The organism is Methanothermococcus jasoni, from assembly GCF_049075655.1.
GTDB lineage: Archaea > AGJL01 > Methanococci > Methanococcales > Methanococcaceae > Methanofervidicoccus.
Genome location: NZ_CP157522.1, coordinates 1,595,137 through 1,620,563, shown reverse-complemented (window position 1 = coordinate 1,620,563; position 25,427 = coordinate 1,595,137). Strand labels below are relative to the sequence as shown.

General features: G+C 31.5%; 23 protein-coding genes. 7 read left to right on the top strand and 16 right to left on the bottom strand.

Features of this window, described 5'->3' with window-relative positions; all coding sequences use genetic code 11:
- Nucleotides 1-105 precede the first annotated feature (105 nt).
- Nucleotides 106-1,422 carry a glucose-6-phosphate isomerase gene (pgi, locus tag Mjas_RS08460; RefSeq protein ID WP_421077717.1) on the top strand — a complete coding sequence of 439 codons (1,317 nt, stop codon included), beginning with the start codon at nt 106-108 and terminating at the stop codon, nt 1,420-1,422.
- A gap of 78 nt (nt 1,423-1,500) precedes the next feature.
- Nucleotides 1,501-2,937, top strand: a complete 1,437-nt coding sequence (gene pfkC, locus Mjas_RS08455) for an ADP-specific phosphofructokinase (RefSeq protein WP_421077716.1) — start codon at nt 1,501-1,503, stop codon at nt 2,935-2,937.
- Between the two features lie 22 nt (nt 2,938-2,959).
- Here pfkC and Mjas_RS08450 read toward each other — a convergent pair whose 3' ends face one another.
- The 11 genes from Mjas_RS08450 to Mjas_RS08400 form a co-directional block, all read right to left on the bottom strand.
- Nucleotides 2,960-3,229 (bottom strand): signal recognition particle subunit SRP19/SEC65 family protein, encoded by a 270-nt coding sequence (locus Mjas_RS08450; RefSeq protein ID WP_421077715.1) that lies wholly within the window; start codon nt 3,227-3,229, stop codon nt 2,960-2,962.
- A gap of 83 nt (nt 3,230-3,312) precedes the next feature.
- On the bottom strand, nt 3,313-4,263 hold the full coding sequence (gene corA / locus Mjas_RS08445) for a magnesium/cobalt transporter CorA (protein WP_421077714.1): 951 nt from the start codon (nt 4,261-4,263) through the stop codon (nt 3,313-3,315).
- Between the two features lie 107 nt (nt 4,264-4,370).
- Nucleotides 4,371-5,462 (bottom strand): DUF373 family protein, encoded by a 1,092-nt coding sequence (locus Mjas_RS08440; protein ID WP_421078614.1) that lies wholly within the window; start codon nt 5,460-5,462, stop codon nt 4,371-4,373.
- Nucleotides 5,463-5,537: 75 nt separating this feature from the next.
- The gene (locus Mjas_RS08435) at nt 5,538-6,578 is read right to left on the bottom strand and encodes an oligosaccharide repeat unit polymerase (RefSeq protein WP_421077713.1); all 1,041 of its coding nucleotides are present in this window, start codon (nt 6,576-6,578) and stop codon (nt 5,538-5,540) included.
- Between the two features lie 235 nt (nt 6,579-6,813).
- On the bottom strand, nt 6,814-7,950 hold the full coding sequence (locus Mjas_RS08430) for an oligosaccharide repeat unit polymerase family protein (protein ID WP_421077712.1): 1,137 nt from the start codon (nt 7,948-7,950) through the stop codon (nt 6,814-6,816).
- A 14-nt stretch (nt 7,951-7,964) separates the two neighbouring features.
- A complete protein-coding gene (locus Mjas_RS08425; RefSeq protein ID WP_421077711.1) occupies nt 7,965-8,759 on the bottom strand; it encodes a TrmB family transcriptional regulator sugar-binding domain-containing protein in 795 nt (264 codons plus the stop codon).
- Nucleotides 8,760-8,810: 51 nt separating this feature from the next.
- Nucleotides 8,811-9,758: a transketolase family protein gene (locus Mjas_RS08420; RefSeq protein WP_421077710.1), complete on the bottom strand. Its 948-nt coding sequence runs from the start codon at nt 9,756-9,758 to the stop codon at nt 8,811-8,813.
- 44 nt (nt 9,759-9,802) lie between these two features.
- On the bottom strand, nt 9,803-10,462 hold the full coding sequence (gene rpe, locus Mjas_RS08415; RefSeq protein ID WP_421077709.1) for a ribulose-phosphate 3-epimerase: 660 nt from the start codon (nt 10,460-10,462) through the stop codon (nt 9,803-9,805).
- Nucleotides 10,463-10,833: 371 nt separating this feature from the next.
- A complete protein-coding gene (locus tag Mjas_RS08410; RefSeq protein ID WP_421077708.1) occupies nt 10,834-11,658 on the bottom strand; it encodes a transketolase in 825 nt (274 codons plus the stop codon).
- A gap of 74 nt (nt 11,659-11,732) precedes the next feature.
- The gene (locus Mjas_RS08405) at nt 11,733-12,824 is read right to left on the bottom strand and encodes a 60S ribosomal export protein NMD3 (protein ID WP_421077707.1); all 1,092 of its coding nucleotides are present in this window, start codon (nt 12,822-12,824) and stop codon (nt 11,733-11,735) included.
- A gap of 189 nt (nt 12,825-13,013) precedes the next feature.
- A complete protein-coding gene (locus tag Mjas_RS08400) occupies nt 13,014-13,436 on the bottom strand; it encodes a translation initiation factor IF-2 subunit beta (RefSeq protein ID WP_421077706.1) in 423 nt (140 codons plus the stop codon).
- A gap of 281 nt (nt 13,437-13,717) precedes the next feature.
- Here Mjas_RS08400 and Mjas_RS08395 point away from each other — a divergent pair, with 281 nt between their 5' ends.
- On the top strand, nt 13,718-14,302 hold the full coding sequence (locus tag Mjas_RS08395) for a 50S ribosomal protein L15e (protein ID WP_421077705.1): 585 nt from the start codon (nt 13,718-13,720) through the stop codon (nt 14,300-14,302).
- A 517-nt stretch (nt 14,303-14,819) separates the two neighbouring features.
- Here Mjas_RS08395 and Mjas_RS08390 read toward each other — a convergent pair.
- Both Mjas_RS08390 and Mjas_RS08385 read right to left on the bottom strand, forming a co-directional pair.
- Nucleotides 14,820-16,265 (bottom strand): methyl-accepting chemotaxis protein, encoded by a 1,446-nt coding sequence (locus tag Mjas_RS08390; RefSeq protein WP_421077704.1) that lies wholly within the window; start codon nt 16,263-16,265, stop codon nt 14,820-14,822.
- Between the two features lie 10 nt (nt 16,266-16,275).
- Nucleotides 16,276-17,562, bottom strand: a complete 1,287-nt coding sequence (locus tag Mjas_RS08385) for an ammonium transporter (RefSeq protein ID WP_421077703.1) — start codon at nt 17,560-17,562, stop codon at nt 16,276-16,278.
- A gap of 603 nt (nt 17,563-18,165) precedes the next feature.
- Between Mjas_RS08385 and Mjas_RS08380 the strand changes: the two genes are divergently transcribed.
- Together Mjas_RS08380 and rsmA are read left to right on the top strand one after the other, a co-directional pair.
- A complete protein-coding gene (locus Mjas_RS08380) occupies nt 18,166-20,142 on the top strand; it encodes a DNA topoisomerase VI subunit B (RefSeq protein WP_421077702.1) in 1,977 nt (658 codons plus the stop codon).
- 198 nt (nt 20,143-20,340) lie between these two features.
- Nucleotides 20,341-21,144, top strand: coding sequence for a 16S rRNA (adenine(1518)-N(6)/adenine(1519)-N(6))-dimethyltransferase RsmA (rsmA, locus tag Mjas_RS08375; protein ID WP_421077701.1), 804 nt, complete (start codon nt 20,341-20,343; stop codon nt 21,142-21,144).
- 274 nt (nt 21,145-21,418) lie between these two features.
- Here rsmA and Mjas_RS08370 read toward each other — a convergent pair whose 3' ends face one another.
- Nucleotides 21,419-21,664, bottom strand: coding sequence for an ATP cone domain-containing protein (locus Mjas_RS08370; RefSeq protein WP_421077700.1), 246 nt, complete (start codon nt 21,662-21,664; stop codon nt 21,419-21,421).
- 179 nt (nt 21,665-21,843) lie between these two features.
- On the opposite strand from Mjas_RS08370, the gene Mjas_RS08365 reads away from it, so the two are divergent.
- Complete coding sequence (locus tag Mjas_RS08365) at nt 21,844-22,065, top strand: hypothetical protein (protein ID WP_421077699.1); 222 nt, start codon at nt 21,844-21,846, stop codon at nt 22,063-22,065.
- Nucleotides 22,066-22,123: 58 nt separating this feature from the next.
- On the opposite strand, the gene lonB is transcribed toward Mjas_RS08365, so the two are convergent.
- Complete coding sequence (lonB, locus tag Mjas_RS08360) at nt 22,124-24,208, bottom strand: ATP-dependent protease LonB (protein WP_421077698.1); 2,085 nt, start codon at nt 24,206-24,208, stop codon at nt 22,124-22,126.
- A 46-nt stretch (nt 24,209-24,254) separates the two neighbouring features.
- A complete protein-coding gene (hycI, locus tag Mjas_RS08355) occupies nt 24,255-24,794 on the bottom strand; it encodes a hydrogenase maturation peptidase HycI (RefSeq protein ID WP_421077697.1) in 540 nt (179 codons plus the stop codon).
- A 239-nt stretch (nt 24,795-25,033) separates the two neighbouring features.
- Between hycI and Mjas_RS08350 the strand changes: the two genes are divergently transcribed.
- Entirely contained in the window at nt 25,034-25,393 is a 360-nt protein-coding gene (locus tag Mjas_RS08350; protein WP_421077696.1) for a cation:proton antiporter subunit C, read from the top strand.
- The last annotated feature ends 34 nt before the right edge of the window (nt 25,394-25,427 follow it).

The window sequence follows — 25,427 nt, the reverse complement described above, 5'->3', positions numbered from 1 at the left end:
GAGATTCTCAAAACATATTGTTAAATAATATGATATTTTAGTTTTGGAATTGCTATTAAATATGTATATTAAAAATAATCTAGATGCAAAGATTAGAGGGGAATAATGAAAGGTAAATGTTTATTTAAATATACAAATGTCATAGAAGAAACAGTAGGTAACGAAGGGGTATCATCAACAGACATTGAAAATATAATGGATAAAATAAACAAATCATATAATGGATTACTGGAAAAATATAAAAATAAAGAATTGGGATTTATGGATTTAGTTCATCAGGATTTACGCCCGTATACTATGCTAAAAAAATATTCAAAAGATTTTGAGTATATTATAATTATTGGAATGGGCGGTTCTGTTTTAGGAGCTCAGATGGTATATGAAGGTGTCAAAGGAATTTATTACAATGAACGTAAAACCAGCAAAAAAGTTTATTTTTTAGACAATTCTGACCCAGAAAAAACATTTGAAATTCTTAATTTGGTTGATTTAGAAAAAACACTTGTATTTGCAATAAGCAAATCAGGAAATACTGCTGAAACACTTGCAAATTTTTTGATTGTTAGGGACCGTTTAATAGATAAAGTTGGAAATTGTAATAAAAATATTATTGTGGTTGCCAATGGGGGAATGCTACGAGATATTGCTGAGAAGGAGGGGTACATGCTTTTTGATATTCCTGAAAATGTAGGTGGAAGGTTTTCAGTATTATCTGCTGTTGGGCTGGCTCCCCTGTCATGTATGGGCATAAACATTGAAATGCTAGTAAAAGGGGCAAGAGAAATGGATGAATTATGCAAAAATGAGGATATTTTTAAAAATCCTGCCCTTATGAATGCCGTAATTCATTATATACTATACAATAAAGGAAAGACAATTTCTGTTCTTATGCCATATATTGAAAGACTGCATAAATTTGGTATGTGGTATAGGCAGTTATGGGCAGAAAGCCTTGGAAAGGATGGAAAGGGGCAGACTCCTATTGTATCTGTTGGAGCAAAAGACCAGCACTCTCAACTCCAACTTTATTTAGATGGACCAAGGGATAAGGTAATCACATTCTTAAAGGTAGATGAATTCAGACATGACTTAACCATTAAAAGCTCAAATTATTTAAACGCTCATAAATTATCGGAGCTCATAAACTCAGAACAGGAAGGAACTGAGGCTTCATTAACTTCAAAGAATATCCCAAATGTTTCTATTATAATAGATGAATTAAATGAATATACTCTTGGAAAACTAATATACATGTATGAGATGCAAACTGCATTTATGGGTGAACTCCTTGAAATAAACGCATTCAACCAACCTTCTGTTGAAGATGGAAAAAGAATAACTCGTGAATTGTTAAGGGGAAAGTCTCTTGAAGAATTAACTGGTTTTAAATCATTTGATAGCAAGTATGTAATTGAAATGTAAAAGTAATAATTAATAAACATTAGAAATAGATTTTAATTTATATATTTATTTTTTATTCTTTACAGAAAGGTGGAATCCATGGATAAAGACAATGGACATGTAGAGCTCTACAACGAATGTATTGAATGCATTAATAATTTTTCAGATATAAGTGTTTTTTTAGCCTACAATGTTAATGTTGATGCCATAAAATTCTTTAAGGATGGGCAAGAGGTGCAGGAACTCATAGACCAATTTGATGAAAAAGAGATTATTGATATGATTGAGAAGTATCCGAGAAAAATAACGCATCCTGTGGAGTTTATTGCACGGTTGATTCATTCTATGAGGGCGGGAAAGCCGTCAGAAGTTCCTATTTTAGAGAATAAATCATTAAACGATTGGTTTAATGGATTAAAATATGATGAGGAGAGGATGGGGGGACAGGTGGGAATTATATCTAATCTTCTATCAATTTTGAATTTAAAACGAGTTATAGCATATACTCCAATTTTATCAAAGAAACAGGCGGAAATGTTTGTAAATAGGGAAAATTTACTTTATCCATTGGTTATAGATGGAAATTTGGTTTTAAAAAAACATATTGAATCATATAGGGAAGATGACCCTTTAAAAATAAACAGGATTTTTGAATATATTGAAGGTATTGAATTTAATCTTGGAGATGAAAAAATAATTACACCGCAGGCAAATAGGTTTATTGTGGCTTCAAGGCCTGATGCATTGAGGTTTGAAATAAAAGAAGATTTAAAGAAAAAATTACCTGAAATAGGGGAAATTATCGATTGTGCAATACTTTCAGGATATCAAGGAATAAAAGAAACATACAGCGATGGAAAAACTGACGAATATTATTTTGAAAAAGCAGAAGAGGATATAAAACTTTTAAAACAAAATAATAAAAATATAAAAATCCATTTGGAATTTGCATCTATCCAGAGCAAAAGCCTTAGAAAAAAGATTGCAGATAGGATACTTCCAAATGTTAATTGTTTAGGGATGGACGACACAGAAATTGCAAATCTTGTTCATATCATGGGTCATGATAAGCTAAGTGAAGATATAATTAAAAACAGCAGGATTGAGGATGTTATCGAGGCTTCAAAGATATTATTGGAAGAATATGATAATTTGGAACTTGTGCAAACCCATACAATGTATTATATAATGTGCCTATGTAGAAAAGATAATCCATTAAATGATGAGGAGCTCAAAAAAACCTTGGAGTTGGCTACGGTTCTTGCATCCACAAAAGCTAAACTTGGGAATATATTGAAGATTGAAGATTTAAGGGAGGGTGTTCGTATTCCACATAATAAATATGGCGATTCTCTAAATTCAATCGTAGAGAATTTAAAAAATAATGACGAATATCAGGATTATAAAATTACCATGGTGCCATCAAGATTGGTTAAAAATCCAAAATCTACGGTAGGTTTAGGAGATACAATATCTGCTGGTGCTTTTATTGGCTATGTATCATTGCTAAAAAATAAGAATAATAAAAATATTTGATTGTCCTATATTTAACTTATATTTAACTTAGATTCTTACAAACTTTTTTAATTAAATCCATTTTTGAAATATTATTATCGATATTTACCTTAATATACCCTAATGTTTCCCAATGTTCTTTTGGATAGGATTTGTTTTTTACAATTTCAGCAGAATACCCCATTTTCTTTAATGCATTGAATATGTCTTTTAATTTTGGATTTTTAACCCCTAATTCTTTTGGTACTTTTCGTCCTTCTTTTCTGCTTTTTTCACCATCTAAATAAACCGGCCAAATAATTATTTCCCTCACAATATCACCAATTTAATTTTACCATTATAACTTTATCATTCAATTCATCCTGAGCTCAGATTTAAAAAACATATTCCTTAATTTCATCTTATCCATTTTTCTCTTATAAATATATACAACAGAATTATAATTATAATGGATGATACGCCCATAACAATCCAAAATCCATAGGGATTATCCAACAGAGGCATAAATTTAAAATTCATACCATAAATTCCCGTTATCCAGACAGGAACTGCAAATAGCGTAGTAACCATGGTTAAAATTTTCATAATCTGGTTCATTCTTATGTTTTCAAGAGATAAGCTCATATCCATCATTGAAACGAGCAATTCTCTATATGTGGTTTCCATATCTATTAACTGCAATGTGTCGTAGTAAAGGTCTTCAATATGTTCTCTATCGTCCTGTGTTGTAATTGGCAAGTATTTTCGTTTTAAAATTGATAGAACATCTTTGTTTGATACTAACGCCTTGTGGAAATATACGAGAGTTTTTCTAAGTTGGAGGATTTCCCCAGTTATGTTCTTGTTTTGGTCTTGTAGAAGAACATTCTCCAATCTATCCAGTTCATCTTCCAAATTAAGAATAATCCTTGAATAACTTAAAGTAATTTGATTCAATAAAATATACAAAAAAAACCCTTTTCCCCTATCCAATAGAACTTTTGGTTTTTTTGTTTTTAAAAGGTTGTATATTTTTCCTATGGATTTTATCTTATCACTATGGATTGTTAATATAATATTATCTTTTATATAAATCCCAAAAGAGGTTGTTGTGATATCCTCTTCAAATAGTGGTGCTTTATAAATTATTAAATAATATTCATCTTCTTCTTCAACCCTAGGAACTTCCTGTTCATCCAATCCTACTTTTAATTCTTCCACTTCGATATCTATTTTTTTAGATACTTCGAGAAGTTCCTCGTTGGATGGAGCGTAACAATCTATCCATATTAATGTATAATCTTCACTTAATTCATCCATTGTTATTTTTTTTAAGTCAATGTTGTCATATCCTAAGATTTTTAACATACTCTCCCAACAACCAATTTGTTAAATATATTTGTTATTACTTGTATTATCTTAAACTATATTAATTTTTTAAATTATTATTTTTAATTAATTCTTAATCTTAGTTCTCATTTCGGTTTAAGATTATCTTTATTTTGTTTGTAAAATAATATCGAAGATAGTATAATAAGTAGAGCAATATATACTATTACATATACGATAACTGTTGTAAATGAAACTTTTCCGCCCAGGAATTTTGAAAATTCAAATAATATTTCCCTTGACATAAATATAACAATTATTTTAAAGAAAAATCCCTTTAACAATTTGAGCATTTCTTTATTTGTATATATTATATCATCTATAAAATGAACTGTGATATATATTAAAAGACCCAATGCCAATGGATTGGCAAAATTATAAATAAAGCTTCCAATGGACTGAATAAAATCCAGACGATAAGATGCATTGTAGGCATATAGTGTGCCTACAAGAATTACCGATATACTTATGATATTTCCTATGGGCGTAAGTTTCCCAAATTCAAGACCTTTTTTACCTTCTGTAAATGATTTCTTCAATGCATGAGTTAATCCAGAACCTTCTGAAAGAATATATAAACCAACCATACCTGCAATTATCCTCCATCCCAAATCTGCAAATATGGCATAAATAACCATGGCAAAACCAATGGATGTAAATATGAATGGAACATATTGAGACATGGTCTTTTTGAGAAATTCCTGAATTAGGTAGTATGTGGATTCCAAAGATTCATTTTGTTTTACAATAATTCTTTTTTTCCATACAAATGTATCTTTATTTTCCAAATATTTTAATACCATTTCATCCTCTTTTCCGTCTGAGACGAGATATATAAAATTAGGTTCATATAGATACATTAAAAAATCAAGCTGTTCTTTTATCTTTTTCGCACATTCCTCAGATTCGACATTTTTATGCCCCGATATTATGGCGAGCTCTACATCTTTTCCTTCTTTTTTCAATTCATCGTAAAGTTTTATACCCCCAAGTATTGAGTTTGTATCAGTATCCCCAGGGTCTGATAATCCCAATTTTATGGCTGTATTTATACAATCAACTCTCCCCAAAATTGGAGTTTTAATATTTGCTTTTCTGCCAATATCATCATCCATATCAACAACAATAACAAGATATTTGTTATCTTTTTTCATTTCTTTAAGTTTAATATTTTTCATAACTTCAATATTATCAATATCTTCAACATTATTATCTACATATGACATCATAAATACCACAGAGAGTTTTTTTACTCAGGTTATTTTGCTAATTGCAGCACAATGCGGGTTATTAATCAACGAATTTACATACAACAACACTAACAATACAATCAAAAACCCGTAGTTGATACCGATTTCACACATTGATAAAAGGATGGATGCATATATTGCATACAATTTTTTATCTCCATTATATATTAATTTACTTGCCATACCCAATAACAATGCAAAGAACAATCCAGATATTCCAAAATCTAAATAAATTGGTCCAAACATTGTTGAGGTAATATTGTGAGGGTAATTAAATAAAATCTCGCCGATGAGTTTCTCACCTACGGGATTAAATAATATGTTTCCAAGCATTAAGTTAGGATAGTTTAATATTTTTTCCAGCACAAGCATGTCAAAGTAGGCCCTATATGATAAAATCCCTAAAACTCCGATTTTCCAGTTTTGACCTGATGATAGTAAAATAACTTTTGCCATAATTGCCAGAAATATAATCAATCCAGCACAGGACATTAATAGCCATTTTATAGGAATTTTTTTAGTTCTGTATGTATATATTAAAAATGAAACGCATAAAATTAAAATCCCCGCTTTATAGCCCAATAGTGCAATAAGAATAAAGGAAATTATAAAATAAAATATATTATTAATCCCACCATAAACCAGAGCTCCTGTGGAAATTAACCGCAATGGGTCAGCGGAGATTTTCATTCTTACATCATAATTAAATAATGGAATTGCATTGTAGTTGATTACAATCAGTATAAATGAAATAATTCCTATCCCGAATATTATCTCACTCATATATTTGGACAGAAATTTAAAAGCAGAAGTAGAATATTTTTGAAGAAAATTACCAAAATTGCCATTATTATTGTCGTAATTATTATTGGTGTTATTATTTGATGAATAAGTGCATTTAGCAAACAGGTTTAAAACACCAATTACCAATAAAGGATATATGATTGATAGTAAAAAAGAATTTGTAATAGTGAATACTCCATAATATATGATGACAAACAGCAGTATCGAATAAACATAGGAATTATTTATATATTTATTCATTATATTTGCGATATTTTTACCCTTTATGTGATTATCCACTAAAAAAGGCAACGAATAAAATAAAATATATAAAAAAATTACTAAAAATATTTTTAATAATGAATAGGGATTAAATTTATAAAAATAAGGCATAGCTAGGAAAAAGATTACCAAATGTCCAGCTAACACTATTATTACCGGATGGTCTAATTTATATTTATATTTATTTAAAACACTTAAATTCATTTAAACCCCTTTATTCCCTTTTTAGTTTTTTTAATTTATTTAAAATTTTTAATAATATTATATATATGCATAATATAAATCCAAATATATAAAATAAAATTACATCAAAATCTAAAATACCTGTTTCAATACCCACCAATAGATATGATATTAGAATGGCATAAACTCCCAAATAAATACCTTTTAAACTTTCAGAGATTTTATAAAATAAACCTAAAAATATACCTAAAATACCAAAGTATGGGATAATTCCAAGTGTTCCATAATCTCCAATCACCGCTCCAAAAATCGTCGGGGTTATTGTAACTCCATAAACACCTATGCTATTTGCCACAACAGTTCTTGGACCTGGAAATGTCCCAATATAGGAATAAATTGAACAGTAATGTATAAGTCCATTAAACACCCCGTTAAAATTCTTAACGATAATATCAAAAATACTCATAGTTAAATCTATTCTTGAAAATATTGGATTTCCACCGCTTCCCAATACATAAAGCCTTAATATTGACATGGAAAGCAGTATTAAAAATATTCCAAAAGTCGAATAAATTAACTCTTTTGTTTTTATTTTGTTAGAATAATACATTACAAAAAGTATAGACAAAAACAATATCATAACATTTGTCCTATATCCTAAAAGCATAATCAATGCTGAAAAAACAATGGAATACACTATAACTTTTATTTTATTTAATGATAAATTTGAAGCAGCTGCTATTGCCCAACCCAAAAGCAAAAGATGGGATAAAGCGGTAAATGGCACATTTAAAAATCTTCTTGAAGTTGGGTCAAAAAGCGGAATATCTTTTACCCATAAAATATCAAAAAATATAAACAATATACCAATAAACATTAAAAACAATCCAAATTTATAATGTTTTGGATAATTTGGCCTGTATGGTTTTTTTAAATTAAATATGCTGGCACAGTTGGAAATATCATCTAAGTTTAAAATATAATATAGTCTCTCCCCTACAATGTAGGACATATAAAAGAAAATTGCACTAAATAGTGCTAAAAATCCTGAAAAAGATGATATGCTGGAAAATAAGATATAAAAAGAAGTTAGTAGCACAAATAAATGATGTGCTTTAATTTTTTCATTTACATCAATATTCCTTAAATGGTTTTTTAGGAGCTCCATATTCATTCCTTTTATTATTGTAGTGTTATAACTATTGAATTGTTGTTATATGTGGTTATGTTTTTAGGTATTTTATCGGCTGTTTCATTTACAACCAAATATACTGTTATTTGTGAAGTGGTGATTTTATGTGGGTTTATCATATCGTCCAAGGTATTTAATGTTTCCAAATCCAATTTTCCCGTTAGAAACAAACCATTTTCAACAAAATAAATGGACAATTTGTTATTTTTATTATTTAAATCCAAATATAGGTTATTTTTAATATGTTGCTGTTCTGATGGTGCAAAAGTTTTTGAATCTGCTGCAATCGAACATGCGATATATGTTTTAAGTATCGTTAAATTTAGATTTTTATATTTATATTCTGTGCTTTCTATTTTATTTTTGATTTCTTTAAATGAGTTTCCATCAATTGGATTTATTTGGTATTCAACTATCGAATTTCCCAAAGGTTTTAAAATTATCTTTTTAGCGGCAATATCTTCGACATATGCCATTTCTCCCCCAATTGTAATGGATTGGTTTTTGTATATTGCATAAAGAGTTCCCCCACGAGCTCCGGTAATCAACAGGGTGTCGTTAAACTCTTCCTTAGATGAAGTCCATTTTCCTTTCACATGGGCATACAGCGGGAAATTTTTGTTCATTATCTTTTCAGAAACCCATGCACATTTATACATTTGGTCTCCATCAAATTCGTAGCCACTGCTATTATTATTGGAATTTATAAATTTATATGCCAGAGCTCCCGAAGTAATCAATATGGCGAGCACAACTAAAATTTCAAGAATTCCTATTTTTTTCATAATATCACTAAAAAGATTAAAAGTAAATATTATTTATTATTCTATACTATATTATTTATTATATTCTTCCATTATCCTTTTAGCTACACTCTCGCCATCCAATTTGTAGTATTTTAAAAGTTCTTCCGCTTTTCCAGAAATTCCAAACTCATCGTTTATACCGATTTTTAAAAGTTTTTTATTTAATCCGTATGTTGCTATAACTTCTGATAGAGCTCCTCCCAATCCACCTATAATATTGTGGTCTTCAAGTGAAACTATAAAATCGTTGGAGTTTATCACAGCCTCTTCATCAATTGGCTTTATGGTTGGCATGGATATTACTTCTGCATCTATTCCATTTTCTTTCAATATGGCGGATGCCTTTATTGCCTCTGGAACTAACTCTCCAGTAGCAATGATTGTTAAATCTTTTCCTTCCTTTAAAATTCTTGCCTTCCTAAATTCAAATTTGGCATCTTCTTCGTCTTTAAATATTGTTTCTGTATTCCCCCTCGGCATCCTAACATAAACTGGACCATCATATTCAGCACACCATCTTATTACATGTTTTGTTTCATAGTAATCACTGGGGGCAATTACTTTCATGTTTGGTATTGCCCTCATTATGGCAATATCTTCGGTCATCTGGTGTGTTGCTCCATCTTCCCCTACGGTTATACCACTGTGGGTCGCAACAATCTTTACGTTTAAATCTGTATAAGCAACAGAGTTTCTTATCTGCTCCCATGCCCTTCCGCTTGCAAACATGGCAAATGTTGATGCAAATACTATTTTTCCAGTTCTTGCAAGTCCTGCTGCCATACCTACCATATTCTGCTCCGCAATACCTGCGTTAAAGAATCTGTCAGGATATTCTTTTGCAAACATCCCTGTTTTTGTTGAACCTGATAAATCTGCATCAAGAACTACTAAATTTGGATATTTTTTTCCCAATTCAACCAAGGTTTCTCCATAGGCATTTCTCATCGCTTTCTTTTCTCCAAGTTTGTATTCCATAGTTTCACCGTAAAATTTAATTTTATAAATAAAAAAGAAATAACTTATTTTTTAAATTTCGCAGAAGCTTTTAAACTCATAACAGCCTCTTCAATGTTCTCTTTTTTATAGATTGCAGAGGCTGCAATGAGCACATCGGCACCAGCTTCAACGGCTTTTGGGGCAGTTTCTGAATTTACCCCTCCATCAACAAAAATCTTTGTATCATATCCTTCTTTAAGAATTATATTTTTTAGCCTATCTATCTTTTTTAACATTGGAGTAATGAATTTTTGACCAGCAAATCCTGGTTCAACAGTCATTACGAGAACGCCATATAAATCTTCTAAAATATATTCAATAGTGTCAATTGGTGTTGATGGATTTAGTGCTACTATTGGTTTAGAACCGCTTTCTTTTATTAAATTTATAGTCCTGAATGGAAATTTGCAGGTCTCTATGTGGAAGGTAATCATATCCGCATCATTTGCAAGTATTGGGATAAATAGGTCTGGATTTTCCACCATTAAATGAACGTCTGTTGGCAAATTGGTTATGTCTTTTATATATTTTGAAATGCCAATTCCCATACTTAGATTAGGAACAAAATGTCCATCCATCATGTCTATGTGGATGAAATCTACACCTGCTTTTTCTACCTTTTTTACTTCGTCTTTTAAATATCCATAATTTGCTGAGAGAATGGATGCTCCTATTTTTACCATATTTTCACGATTTTCTTTTTTTATAGTGAAAATATATAAAATCTTTGATTTTAGGTATATTTTCACGGTTTTTCTTTTTTTAAATTAAAAACTCTTCGAGTTTTTTATTTCGTAAAATTCCCATAGGGAATTTTAGATAGTGAATATATAAAATCTTTGATTTTAGGCATATTTTCACGCGCTTTTTTATTTCGTAAATTATAGCCAATCTACTAACTTTATCACTTGTATAATAACAGTCATAACAAAGGAAGTCATAATATGGAGAACCTTCGGAGCTCACCTCATATAAATCCCTTTATTACTTACATAGTGCATCAGTTGGTAGAATGGATATACTAAGTGGATTGATAACTCTTTATAAATATAAATTATGAAAGTTCTTTCAATGCCTGCTCTAACTCCTCTTTATTTGGAGCTTTGCCATGGAATCCAACGTTATTTTCCATAAATGATACTCCTTTACCTTTAACAGTATTTGCTATAATCATTTTAGGCTTACCGTTTTTCATGGATTTTGCTTTTTCAACAGTCTCTATGATTTGTTCAAAATTATGTCCATCTATTTCAAATACATCCCAACCAAATGCTTTGAATTTTTCCTTTAAATCTCCTAAACACATAACATCTTCTGTGCAACCGTCTATTTGAAGTCTGTTTCTATCTACAAATCCTATTAAATTATCCAATTTATAGTGGGATGCCGCCATTGCAGCTTCCCAAACCTGACCTTCCTGACATTCTCCATCTCCTAAAAGAACATAAACATGATTATCCAATTTATCCAATCTGCAACCTAATGCCATTCCAACAGCTACTGAAAAACCATGACCTAATGAACCAGTATTTGCTTCTATCCCAGGGGTTTTTATTGATGGATGTCCCTGTAATAGAGCTCCGGTTTTTCTTAATTTCCAGAGCTCATCCTCATCAAAGTATCCGAGCTCTGCAAGAACTGCATATAATGCAGGACAGCAATGCCCTTTACTTAAAACAAATCTATCTCTATCTTCTTTATTTGGATTTTTTGGGTCGTGATTCATTAATTTATAATACAACGCCACAATAATATCTGTTGCAGATAATGAACCGCCAGGATGTCCCGATTCAGCCAATCCTATCATCTTTACAACATTGTATCTTACTTTCTTAGCTATTTGTTTTAACTCTTCTATTTCAATATTTTTAGTTGCCATATTTTCACCGTATTATTGATTATGTGGTAATAATCAAGTTATATTATAAATATATTGATAAAATTATGCAAGGATTATTTTATAGTTTCCACAATATAGTTTATATTTTCATTCTTAAATATCTTTAATATATTTCCTTCTTTTATATCTTTAAATATATTGTCGTATTCATATACTTCATAGTTTTCGTTATCCATTGCAATTATTGTATTTGGTGATACAGAAATTACTGTGGCAGTAGGGCATTCATCGCCTTTTTTTAATAATTTTGTATTTTTCTCAGCATCACTCCACTGCAACGATATTTTTTCTCGCTTATCTGATAGTTTTTCTAAATATAACTTATTTTCATTCATTGAAACTACTTTATGTGGTTTATTGTTGTATTCTACAATATCTCCTACTTTATATTCTGGAATTCTAACAACAATGGTTATTCTGTATTGATTCTTTCCAGTATCTTTTTCAACACCAACCAATTTTGCAGTTTCATTTATTTTTCCACCATATTTAGATTTTATTGCGGAAGCTACATTTCTTGCACCGCCCATGGAACCTATCTGATAGTCCAGCCCTTCTTTCTGAGGTATAAATTTAGATATAAATGCCATTCTATCTTTTCTTAATCGTTTGTCAGTTTCATTTCTTACAAAGTCGTCGAGCTCTTTTCTTTCCTCCTCTGTCAAAAACCTATTCATAGCTCTAACCTGCAATATGGCTTCATAGTAATTAGACATATATCTTGAACATCTTGGACACTGAACCATTATTAAATATACCACTATGTCTTTTTCCTCTGTTCTTTCTTCATCTTCTCCTGAGAGTTTTCCAGTGCCTATTATTTTCACAGGGATTTCCACCCTAGATTTTTTACCTCCTGGGAGCTGCCTTGGCTCCTGAGGTATTATTTCAATACCTATATTTTTGTGAGCAGTTTTTAAGTTATCCTTTGTAGCATAATATGCTATTTCGTCAAGTATTTCATACAAACCCCTGCCTTTGGGGTCTTGCCAAGTTCTTCTTTTGTAGGAGCCGCACATGTGGCATACTTCAACCTTTATTTCATCTGGAATATTGAATAATGGATGGAGCTGAGCATAGCACATTTTACACAATCCATCCAGTAATTCACCTTCATGACCGCATCTATAACAAAATCCTTTCATATTTCCACTCTCTTTTATTTTATTCTCTTCTTCTCTTTCTTCTCTCTTTTTCTTTTCTTTTAGGCGATATAATAATATATGATGTAAATTACCTAATAATTATAATAAAATAAACAAAGATAAAATCAAAAATAAATTAAAATAGATTTAAAATTAAAAAAACAGGCATATATGTTATTATTATGTTATTTAAATCAATTTAATAGGTTTCATAGCACCACATGCCATGCATTTAAGGAAGTGAATTCTACCTTCTTTAACGATTTTAGTATCTGGTTTTCCACATTCTGGGCATAAAACATATTCTTCCACAAAGTTTTTAATCTTTGAGTTTATCATATAGTTTCCGAATTTACCTTGGAGTATTAATCTCTGACCTTCAACATCTCCTGCTGTCCCCAATTCTTTCATTACATACTTTGCAAAGAATTGCACATCTCTGTTTATTACTTTTGCAATATCTCTAAAGTTTTTAACCATTGTCCTGTTTCCTTCAACAAAACTTTCTGCATGTGGAACTTCGAATCTCACATCTTTAAATACTTCTTCTGGAAGCTGACTAACTGCTCTCTTTAAAAGTGTGTCATAATCATAATAATTTTCATTATCCATATATTCTCACCAAAATAATGCTATTGATACTATTAATATTATTAATGCTATAAATTTAATTATTAGTTATATATTCCATGACTTATATATATACCTACCGTTAGATTAATATACTACTTATCACACACCATAAAAGGCAAATATTGATAGTCAGTAACGGGTGCTATTAAACCCGTAGGGCATGTGGCTAAAAAGCCGAACCCATAAACAGCGATAGTCAGCGACTCGTGTAAATATAAAAAACTAAAAAGCTAAGAATAAAAGCGAAAGAAGGAGATAATATGAGTATGTATAAATACGTTAGAGATGCTTGGAAAACTCCAAAGGAAACATATGTAAAAGAATTATTATGGTCAAGAATGCAGGAATGGAGAAATGAACCTGCTGTTGTAAGAATTGAAAAACCAACAAGAATAGACAGAGCAAGAAACTTAGGATACAAGGCAAAACAAGGAATCATCGTAGTTAGAGTTAAAGTAAGAAGAGGAGGTTTAAGAAAACCTAGACCAAAACACTCCAAGAAACCTGCTACAATGGGTATCAAAAAAATTACAATGGCTAAATCAATTCAGAGAATAGCTGAAGAAAGAGCTTCAAAAAGATACCCAAACATGGAAGTTTTAAACTCCTACTGGGTAGGGGAAGACGGAAAAAGAAAATGGTATGAAGTTATATTGGTTGACCCTAACCATCCATCAATTAAAAACGACCCTAAATACAACTGGTTATGCTCAGGAACACACAAAGGTAGAGCATTTAGAGGCTTAACATCAGCAGGTAAGAAAGGAAGAGGATTAAGAAACAAAGGTAAAGGTGCTGAAAAAGTAAGACCAAGTATAAGAGCTCATAAAAAATTAGGAAAATAATATAATTTTTCCTTTTTTGTTTTGCCTTTTTTATTATATCATGTTTCACATTACATTTCTTTTTTTATATGGATAAAATTTAAGTTAAAATTTTTTAGGAGCTCCACATCATATATATTATATATGCAGACAGCGCCAAAGTTTGAAGTATTAAAAAAGTATGAATAAATATTAATTTTACGATAAACCGCCGGGAAAGCCAACGACTTCAGTCGTTATACAAAACTATGTTTTGTAAAATCTCTTACGAAATTGGATGAGAGGCGGACATTATAATTAGTCAGTAGTAAAACATAAATATTTGAAGTTTCATAGTGAATAATGCTACCAGTCCAAGTATCTATGGGTAGGGTTAGTAAAAACTCTACCGCTGGTAGTGGTTGGAAGTGCATAAGGTAGCCCTGAACCCTTTAAAGGGTAGGGGTAGTGGGCTTGGCCACCCGTGTAGGGTTAAACCCTACTAAAAGAACCCCACGACTTCAGTCGTGGGAGTAGGTCAGAAAACAATAATTATATATTATACTTTGAATTCACTTGCAGATTCTGCAAGTTTATTTGATATTTTAACCATTTTCTCTGTGGCTCCACTGATTTCTTCAATAACTTCGTCTTGTTCTTTAACATTTGCTGTTAATTCCTCAGCAGTTGTAGCAAACTCTTTTGATATTGAAACAACATCCTGAACATCATTTAGTGCCTTTTGGATGCTATCACTTGCTTTCTGGGCATTTCCTTTTATATTGTTTATTTTTCGCATGGCGGTATCCACACTATCTCTAATTTTTAAGAATGCGTTATTAACTTCATCTATTGCTACAACTCCTTTATCAACTTCATCCTTTTCCATTAATCCCAAGTTCGTGGTCTTATCAATTTTATTTAGGATTTCCACTATGGTTTCATCTATATCTTCAATTGACCTTCCTATTTCTTCTGCAAGGTCTTTTATCTCACTTGCAACAACTGCAAATCCTTTTCCCGTTTCACCGGCTCTTGCCGCTTCTATGGATGCGTTTAATGCTAAGAGTCCAGTCTGTTCTGCAACACCCTTGATAAGAGCTGTAATTTCATTGATTTTTTTACTTTCTACCCCAAGGTCCTGAATTGCATTACCTAACTCATCAATCACTTTTGAAATTCTCCTCATAGTTTCAATTGCATTTTCTACTTTTTTAACTCCAACTTTTGAATTCTCTTCCACAATCTTTGTAGCCTCAACACCATCTATTGCCGCATTAAATACCTCCTCAGTAATGCAGGATACTCCTTCAAGTTCCTGTGAAATATCGTGAAGTTTGGCAGATTGGTCGTTTGCTGCTACTACTACTTGTTGTGTAGCGTCTGCAACTTGGCTGGATGCTTCCTTAGCTCGGTTTAATTCCTCTTTAATTATACTAATATCTTCGTTTAAATTAATAACTTCCTCTTTTAGTTCTTTTATCATGTGTGAAACATTGTCCAAAGTTCTGTTGATAAGTTTTTGAATATCTACACTTTTTAATTTAACTCCATCCTGCACCATACTTTCATTCATTCTTACAGTTAAATCTCCATTTGCAACTTTACTCATCACTCTCTTCAAATCCTTTATGAGAACCCATGTCATTTTTTGTCCATGGCTTATTTCATTTTTTTGTTCTTTAAGATTCGCTACCATTTTGTTAAATCCATCAACTAAGACCCCGAGTTCCCCATCATATCTGCCTTCCACTCTAACATTAAGATTCCCAGCTGATACTTCTTCAACGGCATTTACCAAATCGTTTATTAATATCATATATTTTCGCGTAATCATTACAGAAACGCTTAAACCAATTAGTAATCCAACAACAACGCCTATAACTTGACTCCCTATGTTTCCAGCACTTGCTCCCATAATCCAAATGATTAAAAGAACCGATGCAAATAACAATACCACAATTATTGATTTTGTGCCAATTCCATATTTTTTTAGATATTCCACAAGAATCACCTTATTTATCCTTTATCACAAAATGTTCATCTTCATCAGGATATGTAGATATTTTATGTTCCACTAAATCAAGCCCCATGAGCTCCGCATCTCTGCCAACTCTTAGACCACCACATTTTAAACCAATTGCAACTGTAATCACATAACCAAGAACTGTTCCGTAAATTATACAAAATATGGATGCGAAAATTTGCCATAGTAAGAAATCAATGTTTGGACTTCCAACAATACTCACAATATCACTTGGATTTACTCCAAGTCCTCCAAATATTGGCATTCCAAAGATTCCCGCTAAAATTGCTCCAATGACACCTGCAACTCCATGCACGGGAACAACGCCACAAACATCATCCAATCTCTTATTTTCAAGAAACTTAAATACAATTGGAACCTGAGCTCCTGCTACCAATCCAATAATCAACCCGCCAATTGGGCTTACTATATCAGTTCCCGAACAAATTGCAACTAAACCCGCAACCATACCATTTGCCATAAATAGTGGGTCTTTTTTGGATGTAATCAATGCTCCAATTCCTCCGCTGGCCATTGCTAATGTTGTTGTTGCACATACTAACCCTGAAATGTCTTTTAATGCCAATGCACTACCTACGTTGAATCCATACCACCCAAATGCCAATATAAACGCTCCAAAAACTGCTGTTGGGATATTATGTCCTAGAATTGGAACTGGTTTTCCATCTTTAAATTTCCCAATTCTTGGCCCCAATGCTAAAATTGCCCCCAATGCTAAGAATCCACCTAAACCATGAACAATTAAACTTCCTGCGTAGTCATGCCAATTTATAACTCCTGCACCCCAAGGACCCAAATAAACAAAGAATGGATATAGAAACACTGTAATTATTATCGAAATTAGAATATATGCTTTAAATTTTATCCTTTCAGCAACCCCTCCTGAGACAATGGTTGCTGCTGTTGCAGCAAAAACTAATCCATAAAACCAATTTGCCAACTCAATTCCGTTATTTTCTAAAAATGGAGTGGCTGTGAATATCTCACTCCACCAATCTATGAAATCTCCTGGATTTAGTGAAGTGCATAAAACAGCACCAATAAATAGCCATGAAATACAACCAACGCACCAATCAATCATGTTTTTCATTACAACATTAACGACATTTTTCTTTCTAACTTGACCGCATTCCAACATTGCAAAACCCAATTGCATAATAAATACCATTGCCCCCATAACACACAGGAAGAATACATCCCCCGCAGTAGTTAGGGTGTTTAGCGCATCAATTATTGAATTTACTTCCATCCCCATATATCATCGCCTCTTGTTATGTATGGATTAGTTATAATACCTATTACCGAATTTTAACATAAACATACAATAGTTGCCAATGCAATGTCTAAATAAATCAAAATAATATATCCAAATATACAATATTATTATTCATTCAATAATTTTCATAAATATTCGCAAATACATTTACTGTTATAGTATATAAACCCAATTATAAATTTAATAATGATATTATCTACATTAATATATTATAATCAAATTTTTAATATTAGTATTAGTAATTTTAATATATTTTAAAATAAATAAACATTTTTGGTAATGATATTATATACACATTTTTCCAATAATAATCGTTGAGAAAATAGTATTGGGAAAAATAGTAATATCTATATAAATATTTAGACAACTTATTATTTGACGATATTATAATATAATTATAAAAGCTAATTCCATCTATATAACATGAATATTGGATGTATTTTGAATATTTAGAATTGCTATTTTTATAGTATCATTTAAATATAGGTTGAATAAATATATGTTGAATATTAATATATATTGAAAAATTTCTTATTATTATACGTTTTTATTATTTTAATCATATTATTATCGGTGAAAAAAATGGCTGAAAGCGATGTCATATTTGATGAATTTAAAGAGCATTCAATTTCCGAGTTTTTTAGAAAAAACAGACACATGCTTGGATACAGTGGTAAGTTAAGAAGTATGACTACCATAATTCACGAGCTCGTAACAAACTCATTGGATGCCTGTGAAGAAGCGGAAATTTTACCAGATATTAACATAGAAATTAAAAAACTTGGGGCAGACCATTATAAAGTTGTTGTTGAGGATAACGGTCCAGGAATTCCCCCTGAGTTTGTTCCAAAGGTTTTTGGTAAGATGCTTGCAGGTTCAAAGATGCACAGACTTGTTCAATCCAGAGGTCAGCAGGGTATTGGTGCTGCGGGAGTCCTTTTATTTGCACAAGTGACAACAGGAAAACCTTTGAAAATCATCACATCAACAGGAGATGGGGAAATTCATACAATGGAAATAAAGATGAGCATTGAAAAAAACGAAGGAGATGTTGTTTCTCATGAAATAAGAGAAGGATTTTGGAGAGGGACAAAAGTTGAAGGAGAATTTAAAGAAGTTACATACAACAGAAGAGAGCAGGGACCTTTTGAATATTTGAGAAGAATAAGCTTATCCACACCCCATGCTAAAATAACCCTTATCGACCCAGAGGAAACCGTAGTTTTTGATAGGACAGTTGAAGATATTCCTGAAAGACCTGAGGAAATGAAACCCCATCCTTATGGTTTGACCCCAGATGAGCTCCTATACATATCAAGAAGGACTGAGTCTATAAAAATTTCAAGCATGCTCACAAGTGAGTTATCAAGGATGACATCCAAGAGAATAAAGGAGCTCCAAGAGTATATTTTAAGGGATAAACTACTTGAAAATTACAGGGACAGCACATTTTGGGATATTGTAGTGGATTGTTATTTAAATGTAAAAATTAACGATTATATTGAAAAATTCTCTAAATATGTGGATAAAAAGGAAATTTCAGAGGTTAAGGACATAATAAATACCCTTCCTGATAGTTTATCCGAGTTAAAAATGTATTATTTAAAATATTTAATAATGGATTATTTACTTGACAAATTAGATGAAGAAACGCTGAAAGAGATTAAAAAGCACTTTAAAAAGAAACCTGAAAATTTCATTGAATTTGCAGAGAAAAATTATTTAAATGCTTCGTTAATGGATGAGTTTAGGAGAAAACTTAGAAACATTACCAAAAGTCCAAAAGAATTTGTAAATTCATTAGTGGATATGGGAATGGTATCAAATGAGGAGCTCGAAAGATTCAAAAATGAAATAAAGAATCTTCTAAAAAAGAATCCGAAAAACATGGATTGGAATGATGCAGAGTTGATTGTTAGGGTAATTCAAGATATGGACTTCATGGCACCATCCACAGCTGGTTTAAGACCTATTGGCGAGGAAAATATAAAGGAATCTTTAAAAACACTTAATCCTGAATTTGTAATGACACTTACAAGGAGACCAAAAACCTATAAGGGAGGAATTCCATTCGCAGTTGAGGTAGGGCTGGCATACGGTGGAGAGGCAGGAAGAATATCGGATAATACAAGAAAAATGGAGATAATGAGATTTGCAAACCATGTTCCATTACTGTTTGATACATCGGGATGTGGCATAACAAATGCCGTTAAAAGCGTAAATTGGAGAAGATATGGACTTAGGAGCGAAGAAGATGTTCCATTAACGGTGTTTGTAAATTTAATATCTACTCATATTCCATATACATCAGCTGGAAAGCAGGCAGTGGCATGCAGTAGCGAGGAAAATGAAGAGATATTTAATGAAATAAGGCAGGCATTGATGATATGTGCAAGAGGGCTTGAAAAACATATATCAAGAATAAGAAAAGAAAAGGAAGAAGAGCAGAAAAAGAAATATGTTTTGAAATATGCCGTTATATTCGCAGATGGACTTGCCAATATAACAAATAAACCTAAGGAAATGATTGAAGAAAAGATTATTGAATTATTAAGATAGATGTCTCTCTCTTGTATTTTTATCTTTTTAAAATAATTTTTAATTTTAATTTTTAATATTATAATTTTTATTTTTTTAGTGAGATTATGAAACAAAATAAGAAATTAGGACAGTGTTTTTATAAGCAACCTTTAAAAAAGGTTGCTATCCAAAGTCCAAAACTCGCTATCGCTCGTTTTGGAACCTAGATGTGGGATTATGAAACAAAATAAGAAATTAGGACAGTGTTTTTTAAAAGATAAAAATATTGTAAAAAAAGCAGTAGATGCTGCCAATGTAAATAAAAACGATATAGTCTTAGAAATCGGTCTTGGTAAAGGGATATTAACAAAAGAATTGGCAAAAAATGCAAAAAAGGTATATGTTATCGAATTAGATAAGCGATTGGAGCCTTTTGCAGAAGAGGTAATTGCCGAGCATCCAAATGTTGATGTAATTTGGAATGATGCTTTAAAAGTTAATCTAAATGAATTAAATTTTAACAAAATAGTAGCAAATCTACCTTACCAAATATCATCCCCGATTACATTTAAATTTCTAAAAACTGATTTTGAGGTTGCAGTTTTGATGTATCAATATGAATTTGCTAAAAGAATGGTGGCAAAGGAAGGAACAAAAGAATATGGAAGATTAAGCGTATCTGTGCAATATAACGCAAATGTAGAATTTATATGTAAAGTTCCACCATCTGCATTTTCACCAAAACCAAAAGTAGATTCTGCAATTGTAAGAATTACCAAAAAAGAGCCTAATGAACTTTTCCATTTAGAAGATGAAGAATTTTTTGAGAAGGTAGTGAGAGCTCTATTCCAACATAAAAACAAAACTGCTAAAAAAGCACTTATCAACTCATCTCATGAAATTGGTTTAAATCGTGATGAGCTGAAAGATATATTGAATAACTTATCAGAATTTGATTTAAACGAGAGGGTTTTTAAATTAAATATTAAAAAAATAGTGGAATTAAGTAATTTAATTTATAAATTGACCCATAAAAAATAAAATAAGATTTATGAATGGTTTGTAGTATATTGCTGAGCTACTTCACGAATTATTAGGCAGGAAGCCCACGATTTCAATCGTTATACAAAACAATGTTTTGTAAAATCTCTTACGAGATGGGAGGAATGCCAAAAAAATTTATATAATATAGATGTAATAGTATTAATCATACCCTAAGGCACGAAACTCAATAGAGTGGGTACGGTTAGAAAGGGTTTATTATTAAAATAATGCAGGGCTGACCTGTCAGCCAGCCTAATGTCCTCCGCCCTTATTATTGAGGGAGTTGGAAGGGCAAGCCAACGGATTTATCCGTTGGTAGCTGACTATTTATTCTTCTTAATACCATTATAATCATCATCTTTAATTCTGCTGTGGTGAGCTCATCATGAATTCTATTTTCAATTCTTTTTATTACATCATCTACGAGGGATTCATCCGCTCCAGCGTTTCTTAGGGATTCCTTTACAATTTCAAAATCAAATTTCTCTTTTTCTCCATTCTCTTTTGTAATATACACATTTGCCGTTTAAAACTGTTTAGTTTTTTGTGAGTATTTGTGAGTGTATGGGAGCATTTAGTTTTCGAAATGTTTATATAGTATTTTCATGCATAGTTTATAGTGTCAATCTAATCAACTCCAAGACTTTCCTAAACCTCTTTTAAACATGTTAAAACATCCAACAAATTGTCGAATTGATGGGTGGAGCTGGGGTCCCCACGACAGGGGAGGAGACCGATGACATGCTCCCAATGAACCCAGAGGGATATAAGGTTGATGACGCCCAAGTCCAATGTGGGCATTTACTCACCAACGCTCACATTGGACAGACCCCAAAACTTCATCCATTTTATTCACCAATAAAATTTTTTAAAAATATTTTATTAATTACATTATTTTTCCTATATATAGGTTCCTAAACGGAAGGAAATTACCGTATGGTGAAGTTGTAAAAAAAATAAAATATAAAAATATTAATTAATTTTTTAAGGGATTGCTTTCAAATACTAGAGGAATTATTTCTTCCAAGGTTTTAGCAGGAATTATCTGAATTCCTTCCGTATCTATTACATCAATCATATTCGATTCTGGGACGATTACTCTTTTAAATCCATATTCTTTTGCGGCATTTATCTTTTCATTTACTCCGCCTATGGCAAGTATATTACCGTTTAAATCGAGGCTTCCTGTTATTGCAAAATCCTGTTTCAATGGAATTTTCAGGAGTGATGAAATTATACTTAGGCAAACCGCCGCAGTTGCACTATCTCCATCAATTTTTGAGTAGGATTGACTAAATTGTATATATATTTCTTTTGAATTTAAATCAATATCTTCCTCTGATTTTAAAGGTAATTTACCCTCAGATACATATTTTTTAGATAATGCAGATGCCAAAGTAATGCTGTGCTTTGCAAGGTCACCACTAATGTTTAGTAAATGAGTATTCGGGTTCTTTGAATCAATTATTTGAGTGATTATTTTTGTTACATCTCCGATACCATCGGAACCAAGCACAGCGAGACCATGCACAACACCAACCTTTGGAGTATCATTTGGAACGATGTTTTTATATCTTTTAAAGTTCCTCAGGTAGTCGATAGCCACTTGTTTGGTCATGCTGTATATACCTGTATTTACAACAGCGGCAACATGTTCAATATCTATATAGATTTTTTCTTTTTCTGAGTGCTTCTGAACTTTTTTAATTGTAGGATTTCCTTTTTCCATTCCTTCTTTTTCCACCTTATCTTTTTCTGTTATTTTATTTAGCACTCCCATGATGCTTTTTAGTTTTTTATCATCTTCTGCTGTCTCTTCACGTCCCTTAGCTTCGTTTTCTATTTCTTCGACCCCAGCTTCTGACATCTCATTAATTATATCCTTTATATTTCTACCCATTGCAATGTCATTTGCCATCTTTATAATATTTGACAATCTTCTCAGCCTTAAAGTTAATTTATCCTTTGAACCTGCAAGCAACTGGGCTATTTTAACTATTTCACAGCATGCTTCATAAGTCATTGGATTTAAATTGTTATTTCTTATCTCCTGAACTATAAACTGTAATAATTTGTCCCTGTTTTCCTGAGTGTTTTCCATTTTATTTTTAAGAACAATTTTGTAATCAACCCTATCAAGTAGCGGAGCTCTTAGGTTATTAACATCATCCATGTTCCCCGACATTATCAATGTGAAATCACAAGGTATTGGATTTGTTTCAACAGTTGCCCCACTTGAATTTGGATTTCTACCACTTATTGCAAGGTGCTTGTCCTGTAATGCGGTCAATATATAATCCTGAACTTCTGGTGGCATGGTTTTTATCTCATCTACATAGAGAATTCCTTTATGTGCCTCATGTATTGCCCCAAGAATTATCCTCTTATGGGGTGGAGTTCCAAGTGGTGGCTTACCTCCAAGAGGGCAGTGTTTAACATCTCCTAATAGTTTAGTTACATTATAGGCACTTGCCCTCACAAGAGGTCGTTTTTTGCATTCATAAAGCACAACAGGTTTTAAGTCCATAGGGCTAACTGTATTTGACATGGAACCTTTTGTGGCTCCAAATATCGTTAAAAAAATAACCACAAATGCTAAGGCAAATGCTACAATTGAGACGGTTGCTATTACACCAAGGACCTTTGATTCTGGAAGTCCCCTCATTAAATATGATGTAATTGCAGTGAATACAATCATAAATAATATCATAGTTAATATGTTCGGTGGCTGTTTAACTACACTTGGTTTTGTAACTTCAACCTTTTCTTCATAAGGGCCCTCAATTAATTCTACAATGGGTTTTTCAGAGTTTTTTAAATTTGGTTTTGCTAGTATTGTATATGGTTTAAAGTCGGAGCTGGATTTTTCTATGAGGTCCCCTACTGCTTTAACCATCATGGATTTACCAACTCCTGGGTCTCCCAAGAGCAGTGCATGTCTTTTATTATTAACTGCACTTAATACAATATTAAGAGCCTCGTCCTGACCTATTATTTGGTCTATTAATCGTGGCGAAGGCTCCGGCAGTTCATCTGTTGTTTTAAATTTAATGGAAAACATTTATTCACCTTGCTAATTAATTTTTATTTTAATTAATTTAATTAATTTATCTATTTTCCAAAAAAGAATCTAATAAATCGATAAGCATCTCTGTAAATTTTAAATTTTTTTCATAAATTTTTTTTGATAATGGTTTTCCAAAATCTATATTTTCTGGTTCAATACCTATTATAAGTATTTCGGTATTTATATAATGTGTCAAGTATTTAACTATTACGCTCATAGGTAATGAGTGCGTGGAAAATCCTATTTCTGATATATCTTCACTATTCACGATATTTAATGTTCCAGGCACCTCTCCCATCAATGCAGCATCAATTATCAATATATTACTCGGATTTTCTCGTTTTAAAACATCTGTAAAATTTTCTGGAACCACCCCACAATTTAGAAGTATAATTTTATCTCCTATCTTATTTACTTCATTGTTGGGATTTAGATTATATTTATTTTTATAGTATTTTACTAAATTTTCAATTATTAATATGCCAAAGCCATCATCCCCTTTCATAGTATTTCCAATGCCCATTATGGCGAGTTTTTTGCAATCTTTTAAATATTCCTCTAAAATCGGTTTTATATCCAAAGTTCTCACCTTTTTGACGATAAAATTAATGCTTCTGATTCATTACCATAATATTTATATATTTTAAAAAATATTTATCATTATAATTAATGACAAATTATTTATAGGTTCATACATCATTATATCATATATCATCATATCAGTGCCACAATATAATGAACAAATACAAATTTGAATTGTTATATTTATTATCATTATTATATTTTCTTATTAATAATTTTTCCTTTTTGGTGATGAATATGGATTTGCAACTTGCATCATTTATAGCCGCGGGGATTTTGGCTATTGTAGGATTATATGGTGTTTTCTTTGTAGATAATGTTTTAAAAAAAATTATAGCCCTGTCTGCACTTGGAAATGGGGTAAATTTAACATTGATTGCTATCGGATACAAGACTGGCGGAATCGTTCCCATTAAAATGCCCAGTTTGGAATTTACAGTGTTTGCCACAAAAGCAGTTTATCCACTCCCTCATGCCCTTGTATTAACAAATATTGTTATTGAAGCTTCAATGCTTGCTATAATGCTTGCACTCTCCATAGTATTTTATAAAAAATATAGAACTCTTAAAGCGTCGATTATATTAAAGGAAGATTAATGTTTAATTATTTAGTAAAATAATATGGTGAAAA

Coding starts and splice junctions, on each gene's coding strand:
- pgi (WP_421077717.1), top strand. CDS start 106: ATGAAAGGTAAATGTTTATTTAAATATACAAATGTCATAGAAGAAACA.
- pfkC (WP_421077716.1), top strand. CDS start 1,501: ATGGATAAAGACAATGGACATGTAGAGCTCTACAACGAATGTATTGAA.
- corA (WP_421077714.1), bottom strand. CDS start 4,263: ATGTTAAAAATCTTAGGATATGACAACATTGACTTAAAAAAAATAACA.
- Mjas_RS08440 (WP_421078614.1), bottom strand. CDS start 5,462: ATGAAAAATATTAAACTTAAAGAAATGAAAAAAGATAACAAATATCTT.
- Mjas_RS08435 (WP_421077713.1), bottom strand. CDS start 6,578: ATGAATAAATATATAAATAATTCCTATGTTTATTCGATACTGCTGTTT.
- Mjas_RS08430 (WP_421077712.1), bottom strand. CDS start 7,950: ATGGAGCTCCTAAAAAACCATTTAAGGAATATTGATGTAAATGAAAAA.
- Mjas_RS08425 (WP_421077711.1), bottom strand. CDS start 8,759: ATGAAAAAAATAGGAATTCTTGAAATTTTAGTTGTGCTCGCCATATTG.
- Mjas_RS08420 (WP_421077710.1), bottom strand. CDS start 9,758: ATGGAATACAAACTTGGAGAAAAGAAAGCGATGAGAAATGCCTATGGA.
- rpe (WP_421077709.1), bottom strand. CDS start 10,462: ATGGTAAAAATAGGAGCATCCATTCTCTCAGCAAATTATGGATATTTA.
- Mjas_RS08410 (WP_421077708.1), bottom strand. CDS start 11,658: ATGGCAACTAAAAATATTGAAATAGAAGAGTTAAAACAAATAGCTAAG.
- Mjas_RS08405 (WP_421077707.1), bottom strand. CDS start 12,824: ATGAAAGGATTTTGTTATAGATGCGGTCATGAAGGTGAATTACTGGAT.
- Mjas_RS08400 (WP_421077706.1), bottom strand. CDS start 13,436: ATGGATAATGAAAATTATTATGATTATGACACACTTTTAAAGAGAGCA.
- Mjas_RS08395 (WP_421077705.1), top strand. CDS start 13,718: ATGAGTATGTATAAATACGTTAGAGATGCTTGGAAAACTCCAAAGGAA.
- Mjas_RS08385 (WP_421077703.1), bottom strand. CDS start 17,562: ATGGGGATGGAAGTAAATTCAATAATTGATGCGCTAAACACCCTAACT.
- Mjas_RS08380 (WP_421077702.1), top strand. CDS start 18,166: ATGGCTGAAAGCGATGTCATATTTGATGAATTTAAAGAGCATTCAATT.
- rsmA (WP_421077701.1), top strand. CDS start 20,341: ATGAAACAAAATAAGAAATTAGGACAGTGTTTTTTAAAAGATAAAAAT.
- Mjas_RS08365 (WP_421077699.1), top strand. CDS start 21,844: ATGGGTGGAGCTGGGGTCCCCACGACAGGGGAGGAGACCGATGACATG.
- lonB (WP_421077698.1), bottom strand. CDS start 24,208: ATGTTTTCCATTAAATTTAAAACAACAGATGAACTGCCGGAGCCTTCG.
- Mjas_RS08350 (WP_421077696.1), top strand. CDS start 25,034: ATGGATTTGCAACTTGCATCATTTATAGCCGCGGGGATTTTGGCTATT.